Source organism: Gordonia liuliyuniae, assembly GCF_021738805.1.
GTDB lineage: Bacteria > Actinomycetota > Actinomycetes > Mycobacteriales > Mycobacteriaceae > Gordonia > Gordonia liuliyuniae.
In genome coordinates, this window is the sequence record NZ_JAKKOR010000003.1 from 18,727 (window position 1) to 40,992 (window position 22,266).

Consider the following 22,266-nt stretch of genomic DNA (forward strand, 5'->3'; position numbering starts at 1 on the left):
GGTCGGTGACCGCGCCCGACCGATCAGTTCGCCGACCGTTCCGGCAGTACCCAGTCGGGTCGCGGGAAGTGACACGTGTACCCGTTCGGGTAGTCGACGAGGTAGTCCTGGTGCTCCGGTTCGGCCTCCCAGAACGGACCGGCCTCCTCGATCGTCGTCACTGCGGGACCCGGCCATAGGCCGGAGGCGTCGACGTCGGCGATCGTCTTGCGGGCGATGTCCTCCTGCTCGGAGGTGAGGGGGAAGATCGCTGAGCGGTAGCTGGTCCCAGTGTCGTTGCCTTGACGGTCCACGGTGCTCGGATCGTGGATCTGAAAGAAGAACGCCAAGATGTCGCGGTAGGTCGTCTGCGCGGGGTCGAACACGATCTCGACGGCCTCGGCGTGGCCTGGATGGTTGCGGTACGTCGCGAAGTCGTTCTCGCCGCCGGTGTATCCGACGCGCGTCGCGAGGACGCCGGCTTCTCGTCGGAGGAGGTCCTGGACGCCCCAGAAACATCCGCCGGCGAGAACCGCGGTCTGTGTCCCCGGCTCTCGAGTGATCGCACCTGTGTCATTGCCTCGGCTCGTCATCGTCGCTCCTCCTGTCGTATCGACGGCTGTCAGACGGTGCAACACTCCTCGACCTCGATTTGGTCCCGGTCGGGTCGACGAGCGGCCGGAATAGACCATCGGCCGACGCCGTTGGACCACTAATGAGCAATGCAGAGTTGAGCCCGACCGGCTGGGTACGTTCGCAGACCGAGACCATCCTGGAGACAGGCACCACGGAAGGGGTGTCGATCGACGGCCGCCCGATCGTCCTGTTCACGACGACTGGAGCCAAGTCGGGCAAGAAGCGGTATGTCCCGCTGATGCGCGTCGAGGAGAACGGCAAGTACCTGATGGTCGCGTCGAAGGGCGGTGCTCCGGAGCATCCGTCCTGGTACTTCAACGTGAAGGCCAATCCGAAGGTCTCAGTTCAGGACGGTGAGGAGACCGTCGAGCTCACCGCACGCGAGATCGACGGCGACGAGTTCGCCCACTGGTGGGAGCTCGCCGTCGCAGCGTTCCCGCCGTACGCCGAGTACCAGAAGAAGACGGACCGTCGGATCCCAGCGTTCGTCCTCGAGTGACACACCGCTAGAACAGCCGCATTCCGACGTCGGCGGGCGGCTCCTCGAGGTCGAGGAGGATGCGCTTGCGTTCGAGGCCGCCACCGAACCCCGTCAAGGTGCCGTCGGCGCCGACGACCCGATGGCAGGGTAGGACGACGGCGATCGGGTTGCGGCCCACCGATTGTCCGATCCGCTGCGCGAACCTGGGGTCGCCGAGTCGGCCTGCGAGTTCGCCGTAGGTGACCGTGGTCCCGTACTCGATGTCGACGAGCGCACGCCAGACGGCGGTGTCGAACTCGTTGCCGTCTGTCCGGAGCGGCAGATCGAACACGGTGCGGGACCGGTCGAAATACTCGATCAGCTGCTGCGTCGCAGCCTGCAGGACCGCGTCGTCGTCGGCCGCCTCGGGTCCGCGGGCGGACTTCGACACCGTGTGGTCAGCGAAGACCACGCGGATCAGCGCGTCGCCGTCGGCGACCAGGAGCAGATCGTCGACCGGGGTCGGCAGCACGGTGTGACGGAGCATCGGCAGCCATCGTGCCATCCACGCGCGCGGCTGATCCGGAGAATCTCGGGATAACTGCACTTATAATTCTCTACTCTTGCGGACATGGACTGCATAGTCGTAGGTGGCGGGTTGGCGGGATTGGCGTCTGCGGTGTGGTTGACCGAAGCCGGTCACCGGGTGACGATTCTGGAACGACGCGGCTCGCTCGGCGGCCGGACGATCTCGATGCCGATCGCCGCCGTCGACGACGTCCCCGACAACGGGCAGCACGTGTTCGCGAGCGGTTACGAAGACCTCATGCGATACCTGGAGAGCGTCGGCACGCGCCATTACGTGGAGTTCCCCGGCCATATGAGTATCCGCCTGCCCGACGGGACGTCGCACCGTCAGGCGTTCGGCGGCCTCACTGGGCTGCGTGCGGCGTTCGGCGCACTGCCGGGAGTGGCGGGGTTGGACCGGGCCCGGACCATGCTCGCCCAGGGCAGACTCATCCGCCACGTTCTCCGTCAGCCCGCGTGGCTCGACGATGTGACGGCCGACGAGTGGTTCCGTCGGATCAAGATGCCGCAGGCGGCGCGCGACGCGTTGTGGGACGGCATCGTCATCGGGTTGACCGGCGACAAGACCGAGATCTCGTCAGCCAAGGTGCCTGCCGACCTCCTGGTGACGGGGGTCAGGCGGGCGCTCGTGCACAAGCGGGCGATCTCGATCGGATACCCGACCGTCGACCTTGACACGCTGTTCATCGACGGCGCCGAGAAGTTCTTCGCGAACAACGGTGTGGACGTCCGCCACCGGGCGGTCGTCTCGACGATCGACGTCGCCGACGGCGCCGTGACCGGGGTGACGTTGAACGACGGCGAGCACATTCCGGCCGACGCCGTGATCTGTGCCGTTCCCGTGTGGAGTGTCAAAGGGCTGCTCGATCAGGTTCCCGGGCACGAAGCGGTCTACGCCGCCGCAGACCAGTTGACGCCGGTGCCGATCGTGAGCGTCAACCTCTACCTCGACCGGGACATCGGGATGGCCGACTGGGGCGAGATCCTCTACGGCGGCGAAGGCGTCCTCGAACAGGTCTGGGACCGACAGCGCATGCACGGGCGCGAACCGAAGGACAACTACTTCTATTCGACGACGGTGTCCGCATCATACGAACTCGTCGGCAAGACGAACGATGAGATCATCGACGTCCAGATCGCCATGCTGCGCCGGTACTTCCCGGGCGCGGCCGACGCACAGGTCATCCACGGGCACGTCGTGCGGATGCCGAAGTCGACGTTCGCGCAACGTCCGGGAACCGCTGGGATACGTCCGGACCAGCGGACCGCCGTTCGTGGCTTCGCGCTGGCCGGTGACTGGACCCGCACCGACTGGACGACGACGATGGAGGGTGCCGCGCAGAGCGCTGCGCGCGCCGTCGACGTGATTCTCAGCGACCGGTGACGGCGGTGTCCACCGCACGCACCTGCAGTTCGGCCGACACCGCGAGAGCGGCCACCGCGCCGTCGATCAGCTGGAGGTCGCGCAGCACGAGCTGACGCGGGGTGAGCCTACCGTGGTCGTCTAGGTCCGCCGCCACCCGCTCGAACAACGACGCCGACCGCGTGTAGACGCGCATCGATCGATGCTCGGAGAGGGAGTCGGACAGTTCTGCTATCGAGTCGGTCATCGCCGCGGTCGCGGAGTCGAGTCGAGCCCCGGCCTCGCCGTCGATCCCGGTGCACCACCGTGCGTCGGCGACGAGGTCGCGGGCGTACGAGTGCGCGGCGTTCGCGGCGGACCACCACTGCTGTGTGACGCCGCCGAAGGTCCCCGGCACACGGAGCATCGCGCGGCTCGGCGACGTGGCCGACTCCAATGCCTGGAATGCGACGTCGACCTCGCGTGACGCCGTCTCCAGGCGGTGGCCGCCGTCGCCGTCGCGCACCCCGCGCACCGTCGCGGCGATCAACGCCGACAACGCGGAGAGGAACTCACGCGTCGCGACGCGCACCACCCGGCTGGTCCGCAACGGGAGCACGAAGATCACGGTGGCGACGGCCGCGGCAGCGCCGACGACCGTCTCGAGGACTCGCATCTCCAACAGCTCAGCCGACAGCTCGGCGAGCTGAACGTAAAGCTGAGCGACGAGAATCGTGATCGACATGGCGAAGAACGCGTAGCTGATCCGCATCAGGTAGATGCCGAGGAACAGCGACACGAGAATCACGGCGATCGACACCGGAACGTTCTGGCCGACCGCTTCGGCGAGGAGCGCGCCGACGATCACGCCGAGGATCGTGCCGATGACGCGGAACGCACCCTTGCGGACCTGCTCCGCCGCGTTGTTCGCCCCCATGAACGTGACGAACGTCGCGAGCACCGCCCAATAGAATCGGTCCGACGAGATGAGGACGCCGGCGACCACGGAGATCGACGCCGCGACCGTCATCTGGATGCCGGACCGTACGGACGGGTCCAGCCGTGCGGTCATCGCCTGTGCAGCCTTCTCCTTCGACGCGGTCGCGCTCACCGTCGACGACCCGGGCAACCAGCCGGAGACCAGCGAGACCGACGCCGAGAACCTGTCCTGCTCGGCGACCTCGTGTGAGCGGACGCGTTTGAGATACGACTCGAACCGTTGCCTGCTGATCGCTGCCAGGACTCGTGCGTAGTCGATGACCGAGGTCGCGAAGCGATGCAGCACCACGAGTACGTCGTCGTCGATGCCCGAGCGGATCTCATCGTCGCGCAAGGCCTCACGAAGAGTGCGTCCGATGCGGTCGACGGGTTCGGGGGCGCGGTGCTCGATGGCGACCATCGAGTCGCGGACCAGGCGCGTGACGGAGTCGGGGGTGTCGGAGACCGCGATCGACCGCGCGAAGCGGGCCGCATTCGCCAACGCGAGCTCGGCGGCGAACACGTGCCGATGGATCTCGGCCGCCGTTGTCCCGATCGGGAGCCGCGGATTCTCGGCGAGCTGAGCGTCGATCATCAACGCCGTCTCGTTCAACCGGACGAGCTTCTTGTGCTGGCGTTCCCGATACCGCGGCGAACCTGGATGGTCGAGGACGTCGACCGTCGCCGCGGCGACCCCGTCCGCACGTCCGAGGAAAGACGACCGGAGACGTTTCACCGCCGACCACCGACTCGGATAGAACAGGACGAGCTGCGCGAGGATCGCGACCGTTCCGCCGATGACGAGTTCGGCGCCGATCCATCCGACACCGCTCACATCGGTGAGACGGCCGAGGAAGAATCCGAGGAAGTTGCCCATGAACAGGCCTTGTCCGAGGACGAAACCCCACGCGCCGAACCGCCGCAGGAAGCCGGCGCCGCCGAGCGTGGCGATCATCACGAGCAGCGCGACCACTCGGACGTCGGCGAGGGCGAGGCCCGCGACGACGCCGACGAACATGGCGCACGGAAGCAGGGCGAGTCCGACGACGCCGTCGCGGACGGTCGTGAACATCGGGCCGGCGAAGTTCGACACCATCACGACCATCATGCCCATGACTCCGGCGGCGCGATTCTCTGCGGCGACAGCGGCCGAATCGCCGGACACCATGAGCGGGTGCGCGAACTGAACGAAGATCCATTCGGCGCCGATGACCGCGGCGACCGAGACGACGGTCTGCACCGCTGTCCGCAGTCGGGTCAGGCCCGGATCGGACGCCACGAAGCGGTTGAGCCATTCGTCGACCCTCTGGCGGGTGCGTCTCTCCGCTGTCCGGGGAGCAGAAGCAGCGGGAGTGTGAGACATACAGATTCTAGGATACGTCGTCCGAACCGGCCCGCATGTCTGTGACGATCGGTATCGACAATCTTGCGCGTGCAGGGCACGATAGCGTCATGACATTCTCTGACGTGACGGCGTCCGCGGGCGCGTGGGTCCTCGAGAACGGGCACCGTGCGCTGCTCGCGGTGACCGGCGGCCGCTTCCCGAAGAAGTTGCTCGGCATGGAGACGATCGAACTGCACACGATCGGCCGTAAGTCCGGTCAGCGGCGGTCGTCGATGCTGACCGCACCGATCTTCGAAGCCGATCGCATTGTCGTGATCGCGTCCAAGGGCGGCCACTCTGAGCACCCGGATTGGTACAAGAACCTCGTCGCGAACCCCGACGTCGAGGTCACGTTCGGGGAGTCCACGACGCCGTGGAGCGCGCGTACCGCGGACGCGCAGGAGAAGGCGGACCTGTGGCTGACCGCGGTGAAGATCAACCCAGGCTACGACGGTTACCAGCGCAAGACCGACCGGGACATACCTGTCGTGATCCTCACGCCACGCACCTGATCGCGGCTACTTCGCGCCGATCAGGACGCCGCTCTTGGCGACGTTGGGATCAGTGCACGAGGAGAGGTCGAAGCAGCAGGGACGGCGTTTGCCGTCGCGCAGTTTCGAGACGCCGACGTCAACGCGGCGTGCCCGGGTCGTCGGATTCTTCGTCGCCTGCACCCATCGGACCCATTCCCACCGGGCCATCGGGGTGATCTCGCGCCAGAGTTGAGCGATGTCCGCGGCGTCGTCCAATGCGGACCGGAAATCGTCGGGAACCACAGGTTCTGGCCACTGCTCGGCGGGGACGATCGTCGTGGCGACGACGGTGCCCGCTGCGCCGAGTGCGGAGGCGAGCGGCTCGTCGAGTCGTATCCAATGCCCGCGGTTGCCATCGGGCTCGACGACCGTAGCGTAGTCGTGCCCGTCGATGCTGCCGGTCACGGCGACCTGGCCGCGTGAGGGCAGGGCGGCGCTCGCCTCGGCGGGCAGACGCACGATCGTCTGACCGTTGACCTCGTCGATCTGGGCGTCGAACGTGATCGGTGCGCTGGCGGACATGGCGGCTCCTGTCGTTCCAGGGGGCGAGGACGTTGTGGGTCTCAAGCGTAGTCGGCGCGTCGCCGGTCGGCCTTCTTGATTCCCGATCGGTTCTACAGTGGAGTGCATGGCCAGCACAGACGACGTCGTCGAACAGATCCTCAACCGCTACGACACGATCACGGTGGTCGGCGCGAGCGCGAACCCGGAGAAGGCCGCCAACGAGGTGCCCGCCTACATGCAGAAGGCAGGCTGGCGGATCATCCCGGTGAACCCGAGCGCCGACGAGATCGTCGGGGAGAACGTGTACCGCACCCTTGCCGACGTCCCGCAGCAGGTCGGACTCGTCGACGTCTTCCGGCCGGCCGCCGATGCCGCCGAGATCGCTCGGCAAGCGGTCGCCGCGAACGCCACCGCGCTGTGGCTGCAACTGGGGATCATCAGTGACGAAGCGCGTGAGATTGCCGAGCGCGCCGGACTGCTGTACGTGGAGGATCGCTGCCTGATCATCGAGCAGCGGCGGACCGGGATCACGAAGTAGCGACCGGTCTTCGCTTGCCGCGCAAGCGAAGACCGGGCATCCGTCGTGGTGGGGCGGTGGCGGGTCAGAGAACCGCCGGCTGGCGTTCAGTCCCGGACGCGTGCTCGGCTCCCGCCTTCTGTTCGACAGCCTTCTGTTCGGCCGCCTTCTGCTCGGTCGCCTGCTTCTCGGTCATCGGCTCCGGCGCGCGCTCAGCATCGTCCGGTTCGTGGTCGTCGACCATCGAGGCTTCGTCGAACGGATCGTCGCCGTCGAGGACGCGCCGGGTCTTCGCGGTGTCGACGGTCTTCGTCCAGGTGCCGATGACGAGCGTCGCGATCGCGTTGCCGGAGAAGTTGGTCAGCGCGCGGGCCTCGGACATGAAGCGGTCGATGCCGACGATCACGCCGACGCCGTCGAGCAGGTCTGGCCGATGACTCTGGAGACCGCCTGCCAGGGTGGCCAGCCCGGCGCCGGTGACGCCCGCGGCGCCCTTGGACGCGATCATCATGAACAGCAGGAGCGAGAACTGCTCGCCGTAGTTCAGGGGGGCGCCCATCGCGTCGGCGACGAACAAGGACGCCATCGTCAGATAGATCGCGGTGCCGTCGAGGTTGAACGAGTATCCGGTCGGGACCACGATGCCGACCGTCGACTTCTCCACACCGGCGTGCTCCATCTTCGCGATCAACCGCGGGAGCGCGGCTTCACTCGACGACGTCGCGACGATCAGCAGGTATTCGCGGGCCAGGTAGCGGGCGAGTTTGAACACCGACAGGTGGGCGACGAAGCGAAGGAGCACACCGAGGACGACGAACACGAACAAGAAGCACGTCACGTAGAACCCGAGCATCAACAGGCCGAGTTGCTTGACGGCTTCGAAGCCGGTGGAGCCGACGACGGCCGCGATGGCACCGAATGCGCCGACCGGAGCGATCCACAGGATCATGACGAGCACGCGGAACACGAGCTTCTGGATGAGACCGATGCCGCGGAGGATCGGCTCTCCCGAACCGCCGATCGCCTGCAGTGCGAAACCGACGAGCAGGGCGATGAACAACGTCTGCAGGACGCTGCCGGAGGTGAGCGCCGACAGCATCGAGTCGGGGACGATTCCGTTGATGAAGTCCCACGTCCCACCGCCTTCGTGTGCCTGCTCGGCGTACTCTGCTCCCGAACCCGCCGTCACATGCAGACCGGTGCCGGGCTTGAGGAGATTGCCGACGAGGATGCCGATGCCCAACGCGAACGTCGACATCACGATGAAGTAGGCGAGCGCGAGGCCGCCGATCCGGCCAACGCTGGCCGCTTTGCGCACCGAACCGATGCCGAGCACGATGGTGCAGAAGATGACCGGTGAGATCATCATCTTGATGAGGTTCACGAAGATCTCGCCGAGCGGCTTCAGGTCCTTGCCGAACTCCGGCCACACCATGCCGACCACCACGCCCGCGATCACTGCCACGATGACAGCGAGGTAGAGGTAGTGGGTGCGGTCGCGTTTGGGCTTGCCAGCAGCGGCCTGGGGCCCCGTGGATTGGGGTTCGGCGGAGTGGGCTTCGGCGGAGTGGGCTTCAGGGCCCTGGGACGCGGTACCCGGTGAGGTTGTCACAGCTAGTCTCCTTCGACTCTCATGCGCAGTGATACGAGAATCATGGGGGACGATGTGACGAGGAGCACTCTTGTGTTCATTCTGTACACGGCAGGTCCCGGAACGCGGACCCGGGAGGCGGCCATGGAACGCGGTGAGGTGAAGCGATGATCGGTGCGATGCGAGGGCGCTGGCACCCGGCCGTGTCCACCCGCGTATTCGTCGCGCAGGTGGCACTCCTGCTCGTCGTCGCAGTGGTCGGGTCGGTCGCATTCGTGTGGGCCGAACGCGACCGCACCGACGACGATGCGCGTGAACGCACCACAGCGGTCGCCGTCGCGATCGGGACCGCTCCGTCGACGGCCGAGGCGTTGACGTCGCCGGACCCGACGGCGCTGCTTGCGCCGGAGACCGACGCAGTCGCCCACGCCACGGGCATGGATTTCATCGTCGTCATGGCGCCGGACCGTACGCGCTACACCCACGCCGACCCTGCGAGGATCGGCGGCCGATTCACCGGGACGGTCGACCGCGCACTGCGCGGTGAGACGTTCACGGAGGAGTACACGGGCAGCCTCGGCCCGTCGATCCGTGCTGTGACACCGGTGTACGACGAGCATGGCGTGCTCATCGGGCTCGTGTCGGCGGGTGTGACGCGGGCACGTCTGGCTGATCAAGTGCGCCGCGTGATCCCGATCCTGGTGGTGGTGGTCCTGGTGGGGCTCGCGGTGGCGGTCGGCGTCGCACTGCTCCTCGAACGCCGTCTGCGCAGACAGACGCTGGGCCTCACACCCGACGCGCTGCGCGAACTCTACGAACATCACAACGCGGTCCTGCACGCGCTCGCCGAGGGCATGATCGTGTTCGACGACGCCGCGCCGGACGGACCGGCGGCCGTCGTCAACGATGAGGCGCGGCGTCTGCTTGGCCTGCCGGACCGTCCGATCATGCGCGCCGATCTGCCCGCCTCGCTGCGCGGCGACGACGACCTGGTCGACGAGGTACACATCAGCGGCGACCGGGTTCTGCTGGCCAATCGCCAAGCGGTGACCGGAGCAGCCCAGCGGATCGGCACCGTCCTGACCGTCCGCGACCGGACCGACCTGCAGGAGGTGCTCGGCGAACTCGACGCCGTCAGATCGCTCGCCAACGCGTTGAGCGCACAGGCTCACGAACACGCGAACCGCATGCACTCGGTCGTCACCATGATCGAACTCGGCAGACGCGACGACGCTGTCGACTTCGCCACCCAGCAGCTCACCTCGTCGCAGGGACTCGTCGACCAGTTGGCGTCGGCGGCCGACCCTGCGGTGACCGCGCTGCTTGTGGCGAAGGTCGCCGAAGCTGCGGCGGTCGGCGTCGAAGTGACCGTCGCCGACGGCGCCGACCTCGTCGGCGGGCCGCTCACTCCCTCGGAAGCGTTGACGGCGGTCGGCAATCTCGTCGACAATGCCGTCGACGCCGCGGGGGTCGACGGATGGGTCGAAGTGGATGCGGGCATCGTCGACGGACAGTGGTCGCTTCGGGTGCTCGACAGCGGTCCTGGCATGAGCGACGAGGAGTTCGAGCGTGCTCGCGAACGCGGATACTCGACCAAGGCTGGGCTGGATCGGATCCATGGACGAGGGCAGGGGTTGGCCCTGCTCAGCCGGTTGGCGCAGCGGCGCGGCGGTACGCTGACTGTGCACCGGGATCCGTCGACCGTCGAACTGGTCCTGCCGCGCGACACGGAAGAGAACTGATGGCAATCGGAGTCCTGATCGTAGAGGACGAGGCGCGAATCGCGCAGGCGCACGCCGAGTACGTGCGTCGCGTGGACGGATTCGACGTCGTGACGACGGTCGGCACAGGCGCTGCGGCGATCGACGCCGTTTCACGTGCCGCGGCCGGTCCCGCACCGGTCGACGTCCTCCTCGTGGACGTCGGACTGCCCGACATGAGCGGGCTCGACGTGGCCGCGGCAGTCGCCGAGATCACGCCGCGACCCGATGTGATTATGGTGACGTCGGCCCGCGACATCGACACGATCCGGACCTCGGTCGCTCGAGGCGCCCTGCTGTATCTGATCAAACCCTTCACCTTCGCGGCGTTCGCGGCGAAACTGGCGAACTACCGGGAGTATCGCCGGATGCTCGGCGGCGCGGAGACCGGCCAAGCGCAGGTCGACGCCGCGCTGGCGGCGCTCCGTGAACCCTCGGACGGGCCTGCGACGCCCAAAGGGATCGCGGGCCCCACTCTCGAACTGATCACGTCGACGCTGCGTGAGTCGACGCAACCGTTGAGCGCCAGCGAGATCGCTCGACGAACCGGGGTGTCCCGGGTGACGGCGTGGCGCTACTTGGAACGGTTGGCCGAAGACCGGGTCTGCCAACTCGTGCCCGAGTACGGCGGGCGCGGCCGCCCGGAGAACAAGTACCGCTGGTTGTGACCAGCGGACGGTCGGACGTTCACGACCTAGTCTTGTTCGTCGACGAGACGCGAGTCCGCGATCGTCGCAACAATGATGCGGCGCACCCGAGCGCGAACACCGCGATCGCGATACCCAGCAGATAGAGGAGGGCTCCGTTCGGATCCCATCCGGGGGTGAACGCGAGTTCTTGACCGGTGCCGAACTGGCCGTTCAGGAACGGCATGTAGCCCTGGAGCGTGTAGCCGTCGGGCACCAGCGCGATCGCGTTCTCGATGACGAACACCCACGCGAGGAGCACGGCTGCTGCGACCACCGGATGTCCGATCACAGCGCCGAGACCGACACCGACGCCGCACGCGATGAACGCGTACGCCGGCACGGTGAGTAGGAAGCGGACGCCCGCCGGCGACGTCACATCGACGCCCTCGTAGACGAGGGGAAAAGCGAACGGGAGCACCGTTAGTACCAGCGCGACCAAGATCAGCGCGGTGATCGCCGCGTAGACGCCGTACACGATCCACCGCGCCGCGGGCCCCGTCCACACACGCGGAAACAGGTGACGTTGCAGGTCGCTGCCCGGCCCGGCCGTCGCGTCGGCGCCAGCGGTCGCCGCGATGACCGCCCACCCCATGACGGTGAACACGATCACCCAGTACACGGCGTTGCTGGTCTGCACCGAGGTCACCTGGATCTCGACGGGCAGGCGCGCGAAACGCTCGGCGACGGCCGCGACACCGAACGTCACGATGAGCGGAAGTAGCACCGCCACCGGCAGGGCGGCGAAGACGAGCGGGCCGCGGAGTCCGGCGGACCGGACGGTCTCGGCGCGGATTGCGCGGAGCAGAGAGGCGAGCGCGTTCATCGGCCCGCCGGTCGGATCAGGTCGAGGTACGCGGTCTCCAGGTCGGCGTGGGCGCCGACGAACTCTGTGAGCGACGCGTCGGCATGGACCCGCCCCTTGTCGAGGACGATGACCCGGTCGGCGGTGCGCGACACCTCATCGAACAGGTGGGAGGCGATGAAGACGGCGCGACCGTCGTCGGCCAGGCCACGCAGGAGCTTGCGCAACCAGCGGATCCCGTCGATGTCCAGGCCGTTCACCGGCTCGTCGAAGATCACGTTGGGTGCGTCCGAGAGCAGGGCGGCCGCGATGCCGAGCCGTTGTCGCATGCCGAGCGAGTAGTCGGCGACGCGCCGATCGGCGTCGGCGGCCAGCCCGACCCGGACGAGCACCCGGTCCACGCGCGCCACATCGGTGCCGCCCGCCGCCGCCAACCACCGCAGATGTCTGCGTCCGGTGTGTGCCGGATTCGGTCCGGTAGGTGAGCCGGCGGCGTCGGCTCCGAGGTGGACTCCGATCGTGGTGGCGGGACGAGGATGCTGCCACGGCGGCACCCCGTCGACAAGCACCGCACCCTCACTGGGACGAAGCATTCCGCACATCGCCCGCAGCAACGTCGACTTCCCGGCGCCGTTGCGGCCGAGGAGGTAGACCAGACGCCCGTCGCCGACGGTCAGCGACACGTTCGAAAGCACCGGGCGACCGCCGTAGCCGACGGTCGCACCGACTGTCGACATCATGAGTTGCAGTAGACGTTGAGGCCGACGGTCTTGACGCCCTGGCAGAGCGAACTCGCGGCCAGACGCCAGTTGCCGTCGATCCGCCTGAACTCGATGCGGAGTCGGATCGTCGGGCGCCCCGCCGATCCACTCGCAAGTGCCGCGGTCACCGAGTCGCCGCTGCGCTCCAGCGGGCCACTCACCTGGCTCCATCCCAGCGGAGCGCGGAACAGCCCGAGCGTATAGACGGTGCGCGGTACCACGACGGCGGTCATCCCGCCCTCGATGTTCGCCGCTTTGGCCTCGTCCGATGCGGGTGTGGCGACCAGGAACCGGACGATCGAGTCAAGGTCGGACACAGTCGGCTGTGCGGACGTGACCCGGAAGTTCGCGGGCAGCGTTCCGTTCGACGACGGTGCTCGGGTCACCGCAGTCGACGGCGTCTGTCCTGGCGAGTCGGTGTCCGCAGGCGCGCCAGGCACGCCCGGAGTCGGCGTGGTGCCTGTCGGCCCGCCGTCGGTGTCGGGCGAACCTGTCGGCACGGAATCGGTGGTCGTATCGCCCGCAGGCTGCGCGACGGTCGCGGCGCCCTGGCCTGAGCCGAGATTCACCACGGTGGTGGGAGTCTCCTCGTCCGGAGCCGCGATCACGACTCCGACGACACCGATCGCGACGATGAGCGCAGAGACCACGAGTGCAGCGACCGCCGAGCAGATGACCGTGCCCCACTGGGCACCGCCGGCCCTGGGCTTGGCCGCGGGCGGGGGCGGTGTCACGGGCTCGTCGGTTGCGGCGTGACTGTCAGTGGGATAGTCGAACTCGGTCACGGTGCGGCGGGAGTGACAGGCTTGACAGCGATGATCTCGATCGCGGCGAGGTTGTCGCGGTATTTCACGAACACCGAGCGCATGCCGAGGATTCGGCGGCGCGCGCCGCGGTCGCGGAGGACGTTGCCGACGAAGCGGAGCGTTCGCAGGATGCCTTCGTCAGCAAGGACGCGGCGCGGTTCGAGGAGCGCCATCGGCGCGAAACGCACCTTCTCCACGGTGAATCCGGCGTCGGTGAGGATCGTGCGCCACTCGTCCTCGGTAAGGGGGCGGGCGTTGACTTTGATCGAGCGAGCGAGAGCCTTGCGGATCTCGGACTTTTGATCGTCTCCGAGGGTGTCGGGGTTCAACGACAGTTCGTGGATCGCGTAGCGGCCGCCCGGGCGCAGGACGCGGAACGCCTCGCTGATGATCTCCGACTTATGGCGGTCGGACTGCATCGTCAGCATCGCTTCGCCGATCGCGGCGTCGACGGACTCGTCGTCTAGGCCGGTGGCCGACGCGTCGCCTTCGACGACGCGGCCGCGTGAACCGATCGCCTTCCCGGTGAGGGCTGCCGCTGCTCCATCGGATTCGACGCCGACGTAGCTGCGCGGGTTCTTCTCGAGGATCGCCGCGGCGGTCTTCCCGAGTCCCGGAGCGATCTCGAGGACGTCGGTGCCGGTCAGATCGGCGTCGTCGATCATCTGCTCGGTCATCCCGCGACCGCCGGGGCGGAGGACGCGCTTTCCGAGCCTGGCGAGGAGCCAGTGCCCGGGCACGTCCTCGACCTTCCGGTTTGCGAGGGGAAGATCGCTGGGCGACTTGCCGACACTCATCACTGCTCCTTAAGCCTAACCTAACCTAGCTAAGGCTTAGCGTACATCTGCGTTGTGCGTCGACATAACGACTATTCGGGCGAACCACGGAACAGCGGCATCGTGATCACGCATCGGCGAAGTGTCGGGTCAGTTCTCCGACAATCTGGTCCCAGAGCGGTTGGGGCAGGTCGTGGGCCATCCCGTCGACCATGACGAGTCGTCCGTTCGGGACCGTCCGAGCAACGGCGCGCGCACCGGACGGCCGCATCAACTTGTCATGCGTGCCGTGAAGGACGAGAGTCGGGGCGCTGATCCGTTTGTCGCGGGCGGCGAGCGAGCCCGACGCGAGGATCGCGGCGAACTGGCGGGCGATGCCGACCGGGTAATAGGAGCGGTCGAAGTACTCGGTGGCGTTGCGGAGCGCCTGTTCGTCGGTCGGCGGAAAGACCGGTGAGCCGATGATGCGGGTGAGTTCCGCCGTGTGTGCGATGATCTCGGCCCGGCCGGAGCCCTTCGGCGGCGGCGAGATGAGCGCGAGGAGTTGGCGCGGACCGGGCGGCGGCAGCAGTGCACGGTTGTTGCTCGACATGATGATTGTCGCCGAGATCGTCCGGTCCGGGCGGTCCGCGGCGACGACCTGCGCGATCATGCCGCCCATGGATGCTCCGACGATGTGAGCGCGTTCGATCCCGAGATGGTCGAGGACCCGCATCGCATCCGAGGCGAGATCGTCCAACGTGTACGGCGCGCCCTTCGCCCGCAGTCCGAAGAAGAACTGAAGCATCTTCACCGGCAGCGGCGGACCGCCGACCCGCGCGTCGTCGAACCTTCCGGAAAGTCCGCTGTCGCGGTTGTCAAATCGGATCACCCGGTATCCCTCCGCGGCGATCTTCTCGCAGAATTCGGTGCGCCAGAAGACCATCTGGGCACCGAGTCCCATGATGAGGAGCACGGGCGGATCCTGCGGATCGCCGAATTCGTCGTAGAAGATGTCGACGTCGCCGCCGGTGATGAGTCCTTCACGCGTGGTCATCAGGACATCATCGCCGATCGATCTCGACCGTGGTCGGAGCCTGAGCCAATAGTCTGGATTGATGACCGACGACGCGCTCGCTCTCGTCGATCTGGTGCGCGCGGCCTCCGAGGTCGCGGCGACCAGGTCCCGGACCGCCAAGACGCATGTGCTCGCCGAATTGCTGGTACGGCTGCGTCCGGACGAGGCCGCAATCGCAGTCGGGTTGATCCTCGGCCGACCGGTGCAGGGCAGACTCGGTATCGGGTGGCGAACCCTCCGCGACCAGCGCGTCGACCCGGCCACGACGGAAAGTCTCACCGTTCACGACGTGGACGTCGCATTCGGCGGACTGTCGACGAGTCACGGCCCGGGTTCGGCAACGCACCGCGCGGAGATCCTCGGCGCGTTGATGCGGTGCGCGACCACACCCGAGCAGGACTATCTCGGCCGGGTGATGACTGGCGAGATGCGGACCGGAGCACTCGAAGGCGTACTCGCCGACGCCGCAGCCCTTGCCGTCGACGCCGATCGGAGCACGGTGCGGCGGGCGGCGATGCTGTCGGGTGACCTGGGCGGGACCGTGCGGGCGGCGCTCGCCGGGGAGGACCTGACGCTCGTCGATCTGGCTCCGGGCGTGCCCGTCCAACCGATGCTCGCGGGCACCGCGTCGTCGCCCGCCTGCGCAGTCACAACCACCGGGGCAGTCACAACCACCGGGGCCGTCGCAACCACCGGGGCTGCCCCCAATCGCATTGTCTCGGTCGAGTACAAACTCGACGGGGCACGCCTGCAAGTGCATCGTGTCGACGGCCGGGTGCGGGCCTTCACCCGGAGTCTCGCGGACATCACCGACCGGGTGCCCGACGTCGTCGACGTGGTCGCAGGCTTTCCGGGCGGCGATCTCGTCCTCGATGGAGAGACCCTCGCGCTGGACGAGTCGGGGACGGCCCGAGCGTTCCAGGACACGATGAGCAGCTTCGGGCGCGGCGACGTCCGAGGGCTCACCGTATGGTTCTTCGACGTCTTGTACGCGGATGGCCGATCGTGGATCGACGAACCGCTCGCCGAGCGGCGGGAGGTGCTCCGCGCGGTCGCGACCGACCACATGATTCCCGGCCGACTCGTCGACGCGGCCGAACCGGAGCGGGCGCATGACGTACTTGACGACGCGCTCGCGGCAGGCCACGAGGGGATCGTCGTCAAAGCGCTCGACTCGCCCTATGTGGCCGGCCGCCGCGGATCGCACTGGGTGAAGGTGAAACCTGTCTACAGCTACGATCTGGTCGTCCTTGCCGTCGAACAGGGGTCTGGGCGACGCGCCGGGTGGCTGTCGAACATCCACCTCGGCGCGCGCGACCCGGACGGCGACTACGGGCCCGACGGCGGATTCGTGATGGTCGGAAAGACGTTCAAAGGCCTCACCGACGAAATCCTCCGCTGGCAGACCGAGTACTTCCCGACGATCGCCGAGCGACGTGACGGCCACGTGCTGCATGTGCGGCCGGAGACCGTCGTCGAGATCGCCGTCGACGGCGTTCAACGGTCGACGCGCTACCCGGGCGGCGCCGCGCTCCGCTTCGCGCGGGTTAAGCGGTACCGGGTCGGCGTCGACGCGAAACCGGCGGAGGACGCCGACACCATCGCGTCGATCCGGGACCGACTGCGCGGTGACTGAGTGCCCGCAGATTCCAGTGCCCGCGGACTCCAGTGCCCGCAGACTCCAGTGCCCGCAGACTCCGGTTCCGACCTGTGCTGCTCAGCGCGTCCCGCGCATCCCGAAGTCCTCGTCCCGGAACTCGGTCGTCACCCGCTCGTCGGCGTTGTCGTCCTCGCGGCGGCGCAGTTCGACGCGGCGGATCTTGCCGGATATCGTCTTCGGCAGCTCGAAGAACTCGACCCGTCGGACGCGGAGATACGGCGGCAGGTGCTCGCGCGCGTACGCGAGGATGTCGCGTGCGGTGTCCGCGGTCGGCTCGTGCCCGGGCGCGAGCGTGATGTAGGCCTTCGGCACGGCGAGCCGCACCTCGTCGGGGGCCGGAACCACTGCCGCTTCGGCGACCGCGGGGTGCTCGATCAGAACACTCTCCAACTCGAACGGGCTCACCTTGTAATCGGAGGCCTTGAACACGTCGTCAGTCCGCCCGATGTACGTGATGTACCCGTCCTCGTCCCGTTCGGCGACGTCACCGGTGTGATAGAAGCCGCCTGCCATTGCGAGCGCGTTGCGTTCCGGGTCACCCTGGTAGCCGGTCATCAGGGTGAGTGGTCGGCCCTGCGGGCCGCCGAGGTCGAGACAGATCTCGCCCTCGCCCGGACCGTCGACGGCCGCGCCAGTCTCCGGGGCGACGAGGACCACAGGGACCCCGGGGAGCGGTCTGCCCATCGACCCCGACTTGAGTGGCTGGCCCGGTGAGTTGGCGACGGACGCGGTGCACTCGGTCTGCCCGAAGCCGTCGCGGATCGTCAGCCCCCAGTGCTTGCGGACCTTGCTGATGACCTCCGGATTGAGCGGCTCGCCCGCGCCGATCGCCTCACGCAGCGATGCCGGACGTCCCGCGGACAGGTCGGCGTTGATCAACATCCGCCACACGGTCGGCGGCGCGCAGAACGTCGACACGTGTTCGTCGGTGAGCTGTCGCAGGAGTGCGGCCGCGTCGAACCGCTCGTAGTTGTAGACCAGGACGGCGGCTTCGGCGAGGAACGGCGCGAAGAAGTTCGACCACGCGTGTTTCGCCCAGCCCGGACTGGAGATGTTGAGGTGGACGTCGCCCGGCTGGAGCCCGAGCCAGTACATGGTGGACAGGTGCCCCACCGGGTAGGAGACGTGGGTGTGCTCGACGAGCTTCGGTTTGCTGGTGGTTCCCGAGGTGAAGTACAGGAGCAGACGGTCTGAGGATGCGTTGCCCGGGTGCTCGACGGCTGGGTTGTCGACGTCCGACGCCGTCGCATAGTCGAGCCAGCCCTCGGCGCTGCCACCGACCACGAAACGGTGGTCGATGCCGGGGACGTCGGCGAACTTCGGCGCGTCGACGACATTGCAGATCGAGGCCCGGGCGTCGCCGCGTGCCGCCCGATCGGTGAGCTCGGCGGGCCCGACGGCGGTGGTGGTCGGCATGATGACCGCGCCGATCTTGATGATTGCCAGCATCGACTCCCAGAGTTCCACCTGGTTGTCGAGCATCAGGATCACGCTCTGGCCGCGTTCGACGCCCGCGTCCCGCAGCATCGCGGCGACCTGATCGGAGCGGCGTGCCAGGCGGTCGAACGTGTACGAGGCCTTCGACCCGTCGTTCTCGACGATGACGAGGCCGGGGGAGTCGTTGCCGCGCGCGTACGCGTCGAACCAGTCGTGGGCGAAGTTGAATGTGTCGCCGACGTCCGGCCATGAGAACTCGGTACGCGCGGCTTCGTAGTCATCGCGGAACCGCAACAGGGTGTTGCGGGCGGTCCGAAGGCTGTCGATAGCAGAGTTCGTCATAGTTGCCGATTGTGCCGTGACGGTGACCGGAGTCATACCCCTCCGAAGGGGGAGTCGACCTTCCGGTCTCCTCGAGACAGTGGCGAACGTCGAGCACAAACAACGTAGGATAGCCTAATTTCATGGTCGATGGCTCACCGTATCCGGCTCACGCCGACCCGAGATCGCTCCGCGTCAAACTGTTCGGTCCCGGTTTCCTCGCCGGGAGCAGACCGGCCGAGCGCGGGTCGTACGTCCAGGTCGACGAGGAGACCTCTGCGCGGACGCTGGTGTTGCGGACGATGTGGGGAGCGAACAAGTACGCGATTCCCGCGATGTTGCTGATGATCGGACATTTCGCGGGAGAAGCGCTGGTCCCGGTGATCATGGGGGTGGCGATCGACCGTGCCGTGTTGACACAGGACGGAGGTCAGCTGGCATTGTGGCTGGTCGTCCTCGTAGCCGACTTCGCTCTGCTCTCGTTCACCTGGCGGTTCGGCGAACGCATGGCGATCTACGCACTGCACGTGATCGAGCACCAGTATCGGATGCGGGTCACCGACCGCATGCTCGACCCGGCCGGGACCGACGGACCGGCGAGACTCCCGGGGACGGCGCTGAGTATCGCGACGTCGGACGTGTCGCGGCTGGCACTCGCGGTGTTCCTCGTGGTTTTCCCCGTTGGGGAGATGTTCGCGGTCGTCGTCGCCGGGGTGATCCTGTTGTGGATCTCCTGGCCGCTGGGAATCGCCGTGCTCGTCGGCGCCCCCGTCATGTTCTGGCTGCTCGACCGGGCCGGTGCGCCGCTGCGAGCTCGAACAGCCAAACAGCAGGAACTCATCGGGGCCGCTGCCGGAACGGCTGCCGACCTTGTCGCCGGGTTCCGGATCCTGAAAGGTCTCGGTGCGGACCGGCCCGCGACCATTCGATACCGCCGCGCGAGCCGGCAGGCGCGCAACTCCGCGATCGCCGCGATGCGGAGCGAAGGCGCGTATGTCGCGCTGCTGCAGACGGTGTCGTCGCTGTTCGTCGTCGCCGTCGGTCTCGCCGCCGGGACCATGGCCGTCACCGGGGAGATGGGACTCGGCGCTCTGATCACCGTCGTCGGACTCACCCAGTTCATGATGGGGCCGCTCAACGCGATCAGCACGAACTTCGGAGCCGTGTGGAACGGCGCGGTGCCGAGCGCCGAACGTGTGCTGTCGGTCCTGCAATCCGGGCCGGGTTCGCACTCCGGTGATGTCGATGTGGCCGATGGCCCGCTCGTGATCGAGGGCCTGCCCGATCCGACCGGGAGACAATCGGCCCTGTCCATTCCCCCGCGAGGGGTCACCGTGGTCTCCACGGACCAGGCCACGACTCGACGACTCACTACGGCGCTGTCCCGGGACGCCGTCATCGACGGCGTCCGCATCCGGATCGGCGACACCGACCACGCGACCCTCGACGAACATGCCGGGCGGCGGATCGTCCGCGTCGTGCCACATACACCGCACCTGTTCGAGGGCTCGGTCCTCGAGAACATCGAGTCGGCCCCCGGAGCCGGAGACGATCGCGTCTCCCGCGCGGTGTTCGCGGCCGCGTGCGACGATGTGGCGCAGGTCCTGACCGATGGCCTCGACAGCCCGGTCGGCGAAGCCGGCCGGATGCTCTCCGGGGGGCAACGGCAACGCGTCGGGCTCGCGCGGGCACTCGCGGCGGAGTCGACGTTCCTAGTCCTGACGGACCCGACCACGGCCGTCGACTCGATGACCGAAGCGAGGGTCGTCGACCGGGTTAAGCGGGCGCGCGCCGACGGGGCGACGATCGTCTTCACCCACTCGCCTGCGTGGGCGGCGGTCGCCGACACCGTGATCAGACTCGACCCGATGACCGAAACCGCATTGGAGACGATCCGATGAGCACCACCGATTCGCCGCAGCGGGCGACTCTGGCCGTCGCCGACTGGCGGCGAACCATCGGGCACCTCGCCGTGCGACTGCGGGACCAGCGGCTGCGGCTGTTCGCGGTCGTCGTCACGATGGCCGCCGCCGGAGCGTTCGGTCTCGTGACGCCGCGGCTTCTCGGGTCGGTGGTCGACCTCGTCGCGCACGGCGGTGACACCGCCGACGTGCTGGCCCGAGCGGGCTGGATGGCGGCTGCAGCGATCGCAGCAGCCGCGTGCGCGGGGCTCGGCATCGCGACCGCGGCCTCGGTGTTCGAGTCGGTTCTCGCATCGTTGCGCGAGGACATGCTCGAGAAGGTCCTCGGTCTGCCGATCGCACGCGTCGAGGAGGTCGGCAGCGGCGATGTCCTGTCCCGCGCGACTGACGACGTGGACAAAGTGGGTGACGCGATCGGCAAAGCGCTCCCGTCCGTGCTGATGTCCGGGGCAGGCGTGGTCGTCACTTTGATCGGCCTCGCCGCGCTCGACTGGCGATTCCTGCTCGTCGCCGTCGTCACCGCGCCGATCTACATCACCACCGGACGAACGTACCTTCGGTTGGCGCCCCCCGTGTACGCCGAGGAGCGGGTCGCCGCAGCTAACCGGGCCCACCACGTCCTCGGGCCGGTGCAGGGGTTGCCGACCGTCCGCGCGTTCGACCTGGGCGCACGGTTGAGCGTGCGCATCGACGCCCACTCGTGGGCGGTCGTCCGTCGCTCGATGGAGGCAGCAGTCCTGAGATCGCGTCTGTTCGGACGGCTGAACCTCGCGGAACTGGTCGGCATGGGTGTCATCCTGTGCGTCGGATTCGTGCTCGTCGGTGACGGCACGCTCACGGTCGGAGCCACCACCGCGGCAATGCTATTCTTCCTCGCCATGTTCGACCCGATCGGACGACTGATGTACGTGCTCGACGACCTGCAGTCTGGTGCGGCGGCCCTCGGCCGCATCGTCGGCGTCCTCGACGAGACGACGCCGGACGCGGGCGATCCTCACGTCGGAGACGACGGTTCGGGCCTCGTCGCCGAAGGGATCCGATTCGGCTACACCGACGACCACCTGATCCTCGACGAGGTGTCTGTCACGATCCGACCGAACGAGCACGTCGCACTCGTCGGCGTCTCGGGAGCGGGAAAGAGCACGCTCGCGGCAGTGCTCGCCGGCATCCACGTGCCGGTAGCGGGAACTGCGCGACTCGGTGGTGTCGACGTTGCCGCGATGGGTGACGCCGCACGTGCGCGCCGCATCGCGCTCCTCACGCAGGAGGTCCACGTGTTTTCGGGCCCGCTCCGCGACGACCTCCTCCTCGGCGATCCGGACGCTGACGACGAGCGTGTGTGGCAGGCACTGGAGAAGGCGGGTGCGGCCGAGTGGGTGCGCGCACTCGACGACGGTTTGGACACCGTCGTCGGTGAGCACGGCCACGAGATCGACGCGATGACCACCCAACAGTTGGCGCTCGCACGGATCGATCTGCTCGACGCCGAGCTCGTCATCGTCGACGAGGCGACCGCAGATGCGGGGAGCGCGGGTGCGAGCCGTCTGGAACAGGCGTCGGCCGCGGTGCTCGCCGGACGGTCCGCGTTGATCATCGCGCACCGACTCAGTCAGGCTGCGGCCGCTGACCGAATCATCCATCTCGATGCGGGAAGAGTCGTCGAGACAGGCAGCCATGCCGAACTGGTCGCGGCAGGCGGCGGATACAGCGAGATCTGGGCGGCGTGGTTGCGAGGCCGCGAGGAACTGTGAGCCGCCTGTGCC

At 67.7% G+C, this 22,266-nt stretch carries 20 protein-coding genes; 9 read left to right on the plus strand and 11 right to left on the minus strand.

Annotation, left to right across the window (positions count from 1 at the left end; all coding sequences use genetic code 11):
* Positions 1-23: 23 nt before the first annotated feature.
* Positions 24-572 carry a peptide-methionine (S)-S-oxide reductase MsrA gene (msrA, locus tag L5G33_RS04095; protein WP_236996886.1) on the minus strand — a complete coding sequence of 183 codons (549 nt, stop codon included), beginning with the start codon at positions 570-572 and terminating at the stop codon, positions 24-26.
* A gap of 122 nt (positions 573-694) precedes the next feature.
* On the opposite strand from msrA, the gene L5G33_RS04100 reads away from it, so the two are divergent.
* Positions 695-1,114, plus strand: coding sequence for a nitroreductase family deazaflavin-dependent oxidoreductase (locus L5G33_RS04100; RefSeq protein WP_236996887.1), 420 nt, complete (start codon positions 695-697; stop codon positions 1,112-1,114).
* A 7-nt stretch (positions 1,115-1,121) separates the two neighbouring features.
* Here the strand turns inward: L5G33_RS04100 and L5G33_RS04105 are convergent, their stop codons facing one another.
* Positions 1,122-1,622, minus strand: a complete 501-nt coding sequence (locus L5G33_RS04105; RefSeq protein ID WP_236996888.1) for a methylated-DNA--[protein]-cysteine S-methyltransferase — start codon at positions 1,620-1,622, stop codon at positions 1,122-1,124.
* 84 nt (positions 1,623-1,706) lie between these two features.
* On the opposite strand from L5G33_RS04105, the gene L5G33_RS04110 reads away from it, so the two are divergent.
* The gene (locus tag L5G33_RS04110; RefSeq protein ID WP_236996889.1) at positions 1,707-3,047 is read left to right on the plus strand and encodes a hydroxysqualene dehydroxylase; all 1,341 of its coding nucleotides are present in this window, start codon (positions 1,707-1,709) and stop codon (positions 3,045-3,047) included.
* On the opposite strand, the gene L5G33_RS04115 is transcribed toward L5G33_RS04110, so the two are convergent.
* Positions 3,034-5,346 carry an FUSC family protein gene (locus tag L5G33_RS04115; RefSeq protein ID WP_236996890.1) on the minus strand — a complete coding sequence of 771 codons (2,313 nt, stop codon included), beginning with the start codon at positions 5,344-5,346 and terminating at the stop codon, positions 3,034-3,036. The two genes, L5G33_RS04110 and L5G33_RS04115, sit on opposite strands and share 14 nt — an antisense overlap.
* A gap of 89 nt (positions 5,347-5,435) precedes the next feature.
* Between L5G33_RS04115 and L5G33_RS04120 the strand changes: the two genes are divergently transcribed.
* Positions 5,436-5,879, plus strand: coding sequence for a nitroreductase/quinone reductase family protein (locus tag L5G33_RS04120; protein ID WP_236996891.1), 444 nt, complete (start codon positions 5,436-5,438; stop codon positions 5,877-5,879).
* Positions 5,880-5,885: 6 nt separating this feature from the next.
* Here the strand turns inward: L5G33_RS04120 and L5G33_RS04125 are convergent, their stop codons facing one another.
* Positions 5,886-6,422, minus strand: a complete 537-nt coding sequence (locus L5G33_RS04125) for a YdeI/OmpD-associated family protein (RefSeq protein WP_236996892.1) — start codon at positions 6,420-6,422, stop codon at positions 5,886-5,888.
* A 106-nt stretch (positions 6,423-6,528) separates the two neighbouring features.
* Between L5G33_RS04125 and L5G33_RS04130 the strand changes: the two genes are divergently transcribed.
* The gene (locus tag L5G33_RS04130; RefSeq protein WP_236996893.1) at positions 6,529-6,942 is read left to right on the plus strand and encodes a CoA-binding protein; all 414 of its coding nucleotides are present in this window, start codon (positions 6,529-6,531) and stop codon (positions 6,940-6,942) included.
* A 64-nt stretch (positions 6,943-7,006) separates the two neighbouring features.
* Here L5G33_RS04130 and L5G33_RS04135 read toward each other — a convergent pair whose 3' ends face one another.
* Positions 7,007-8,533: a cation:dicarboxylate symporter family transporter gene (locus tag L5G33_RS04135; protein ID WP_308191533.1), complete on the minus strand. Its 1,527-nt coding sequence runs from the start codon at positions 8,531-8,533 to the stop codon at positions 7,007-7,009.
* 146 nt (positions 8,534-8,679) lie between these two features.
* On the opposite strand from L5G33_RS04135, the gene L5G33_RS04140 reads away from it, so the two are divergent.
* Both L5G33_RS04140 and L5G33_RS04145 read left to right on the plus strand, forming a co-directional pair.
* Positions 8,680-10,254: a sensor histidine kinase gene (locus L5G33_RS04140; protein ID WP_236996894.1), complete on the plus strand. Its 1,575-nt coding sequence runs from the start codon at positions 8,680-8,682 to the stop codon at positions 10,252-10,254.
* Positions 10,254-10,940, plus strand: a complete 687-nt coding sequence (locus L5G33_RS04145) for a response regulator (RefSeq protein WP_236996895.1) — start codon at positions 10,254-10,256, stop codon at positions 10,938-10,940. Before L5G33_RS04140 ends, L5G33_RS04145 begins: the two co-directional genes overlap by 1 nt.
* A 19-nt stretch (positions 10,941-10,959) precedes the next feature.
* On the opposite strand, the gene L5G33_RS04150 is transcribed toward L5G33_RS04145, so the two are convergent.
* The 5 genes from L5G33_RS04150 to L5G33_RS04170 form a co-directional block, all read right to left on the minus strand.
* Positions 10,960-11,784 carry an ABC transporter permease gene (locus L5G33_RS04150; protein WP_236996896.1) on the minus strand — a complete coding sequence of 275 codons (825 nt, stop codon included), beginning with the start codon at positions 11,782-11,784 and terminating at the stop codon, positions 10,960-10,962.
* The gene (locus L5G33_RS04155; RefSeq protein WP_236996897.1) at positions 11,781-12,503 is read right to left on the minus strand and encodes an ABC transporter ATP-binding protein; all 723 of its coding nucleotides are present in this window, start codon (positions 12,501-12,503) and stop codon (positions 11,781-11,783) included. Before L5G33_RS04155 ends, L5G33_RS04150 begins: the two co-directional genes overlap by 4 nt.
* Positions 12,500-12,910 carry an MTB12 C-terminal domain-containing protein gene (locus L5G33_RS04160; protein WP_236997166.1) on the minus strand — a complete coding sequence of 137 codons (411 nt, stop codon included), beginning with the start codon at positions 12,908-12,910 and terminating at the stop codon, positions 12,500-12,502. The genes L5G33_RS04155 and L5G33_RS04160 overlap by 4 nt, the downstream gene beginning before the upstream one ends.
* A 395-nt stretch (positions 12,911-13,305) precedes the next feature.
* A complete protein-coding gene (locus L5G33_RS04165) occupies positions 13,306-14,127 on the minus strand; it encodes a class I SAM-dependent methyltransferase (RefSeq protein WP_236996898.1) in 822 nt (273 codons plus the stop codon).
* Positions 14,128-14,233: 106 nt separating this feature from the next.
* A complete protein-coding gene (locus L5G33_RS04170) occupies positions 14,234-15,142 on the minus strand; it encodes an alpha/beta fold hydrolase (RefSeq protein ID WP_236996899.1) in 909 nt (302 codons plus the stop codon).
* Between the two features lie 61 nt (positions 15,143-15,203).
* Between L5G33_RS04170 and L5G33_RS04175 the strand changes: the two genes are divergently transcribed.
* Positions 15,204-16,799 carry an ATP-dependent DNA ligase gene (locus tag L5G33_RS04175; protein WP_236996900.1) on the plus strand — a complete coding sequence of 532 codons (1,596 nt, stop codon included), beginning with the start codon at positions 15,204-15,206 and terminating at the stop codon, positions 16,797-16,799.
* Positions 16,800-16,880: 81 nt separating this feature from the next.
* Here L5G33_RS04175 and L5G33_RS04180 read toward each other — a convergent pair whose 3' ends face one another.
* Positions 16,881-18,602, minus strand: a complete 1,722-nt coding sequence (locus tag L5G33_RS04180) for an AMP-binding protein (RefSeq protein WP_236996901.1) — start codon at positions 18,600-18,602, stop codon at positions 16,881-16,883.
* A gap of 122 nt (positions 18,603-18,724) precedes the next feature.
* On the opposite strand from L5G33_RS04180, the gene L5G33_RS04185 reads away from it, so the two are divergent.
* Together L5G33_RS04185 and L5G33_RS04190 are read left to right on the plus strand one after the other, a co-directional pair.
* Complete coding sequence (locus L5G33_RS04185; RefSeq protein WP_236996902.1) at positions 18,725-20,482, plus strand: ABC transporter transmembrane domain-containing protein; 1,758 nt, start codon at positions 18,725-18,727, stop codon at positions 20,480-20,482.
* The gene (locus L5G33_RS04190) at positions 20,479-22,254 is read left to right on the plus strand and encodes an ABC transporter ATP-binding protein (RefSeq protein ID WP_236996903.1); all 1,776 of its coding nucleotides are present in this window, start codon (positions 20,479-20,481) and stop codon (positions 22,252-22,254) included. Before L5G33_RS04185 ends, L5G33_RS04190 begins: the two co-directional genes overlap by 4 nt.
* The last annotated feature ends 12 nt before the right edge of the window (positions 22,255-22,266 follow it).

Excerpts from the sequence above, each read along its gene's own strand:
- L5G33_RS04150 (WP_236996896.1), bottom strand. The coding sequence starts at position 11,784 with ATGAACGCGCTCGCCTCTCTGCTCCGCGCAATCCGCGCCGAGACCGTC.
- msrA (WP_236996886.1), bottom strand. The coding sequence starts at position 572 with ATGACGAGCCGAGGCAATGACACAGGTGCGATCACTCGAGAGCCGGGG.
- L5G33_RS04100 (WP_236996887.1), top strand. The coding sequence starts at position 695 with ATGAGCAATGCAGAGTTGAGCCCGACCGGCTGGGTACGTTCGCAGACC.
- L5G33_RS04125 (WP_236996892.1), bottom strand. The coding sequence starts at position 6,422 with ATGTCCGCCAGCGCACCGATCACGTTCGACGCCCAGATCGACGAGGTC.
- L5G33_RS04110 (WP_236996889.1), top strand. The coding sequence starts at position 1,707 with ATGGACTGCATAGTCGTAGGTGGCGGGTTGGCGGGATTGGCGTCTGCG.
- L5G33_RS04145 (WP_236996895.1), top strand. The coding sequence starts at position 10,254 with ATGGCAATCGGAGTCCTGATCGTAGAGGACGAGGCGCGAATCGCGCAG.
- L5G33_RS04170 (WP_236996899.1), bottom strand. The coding sequence starts at position 15,142 with ATGACCACGCGTGAAGGACTCATCACCGGCGGCGACGTCGACATCTTC.
- L5G33_RS04120 (WP_236996891.1), top strand. The coding sequence starts at position 5,436 with ATGACATTCTCTGACGTGACGGCGTCCGCGGGCGCGTGGGTCCTCGAG.
- L5G33_RS04175 (WP_236996900.1), top strand. The coding sequence starts at position 15,204 with ATGACCGACGACGCGCTCGCTCTCGTCGATCTGGTGCGCGCGGCCTCC.
- L5G33_RS04165 (WP_236996898.1), bottom strand. The coding sequence starts at position 14,127 with ATGAGTGTCGGCAAGTCGCCCAGCGATCTTCCCCTCGCAAACCGGAAG.
- L5G33_RS04155 (WP_236996897.1), bottom strand. The coding sequence starts at position 12,503 with ATGATGTCGACAGTCGGTGCGACCGTCGGCTACGGCGGTCGCCCGGTG.
- L5G33_RS04105 (WP_236996888.1), bottom strand. The coding sequence starts at position 1,622 with ATGCTCCGTCACACCGTGCTGCCGACCCCGGTCGACGATCTGCTCCTG.
- L5G33_RS04190 (WP_236996903.1), top strand. The coding sequence starts at position 20,479 with ATGAGCACCACCGATTCGCCGCAGCGGGCGACTCTGGCCGTCGCCGAC.
- L5G33_RS04180 (WP_236996901.1), bottom strand. The coding sequence starts at position 18,602 with ATGACGAACTCTGCTATCGACAGCCTTCGGACCGCCCGCAACACCCTG.
- L5G33_RS04140 (WP_236996894.1), top strand. The coding sequence starts at position 8,680 with ATGATCGGTGCGATGCGAGGGCGCTGGCACCCGGCCGTGTCCACCCGC.
- L5G33_RS04185 (WP_236996902.1), top strand. The coding sequence starts at position 18,725 with ATGGTCGATGGCTCACCGTATCCGGCTCACGCCGACCCGAGATCGCTC.
- L5G33_RS04130 (WP_236996893.1), top strand. The coding sequence starts at position 6,529 with ATGGCCAGCACAGACGACGTCGTCGAACAGATCCTCAACCGCTACGAC.
- L5G33_RS04115 (WP_236996890.1), bottom strand. The coding sequence starts at position 5,346 with ATGTCTCACACTCCCGCTGCTTCTGCTCCCCGGACAGCGGAGAGACGC.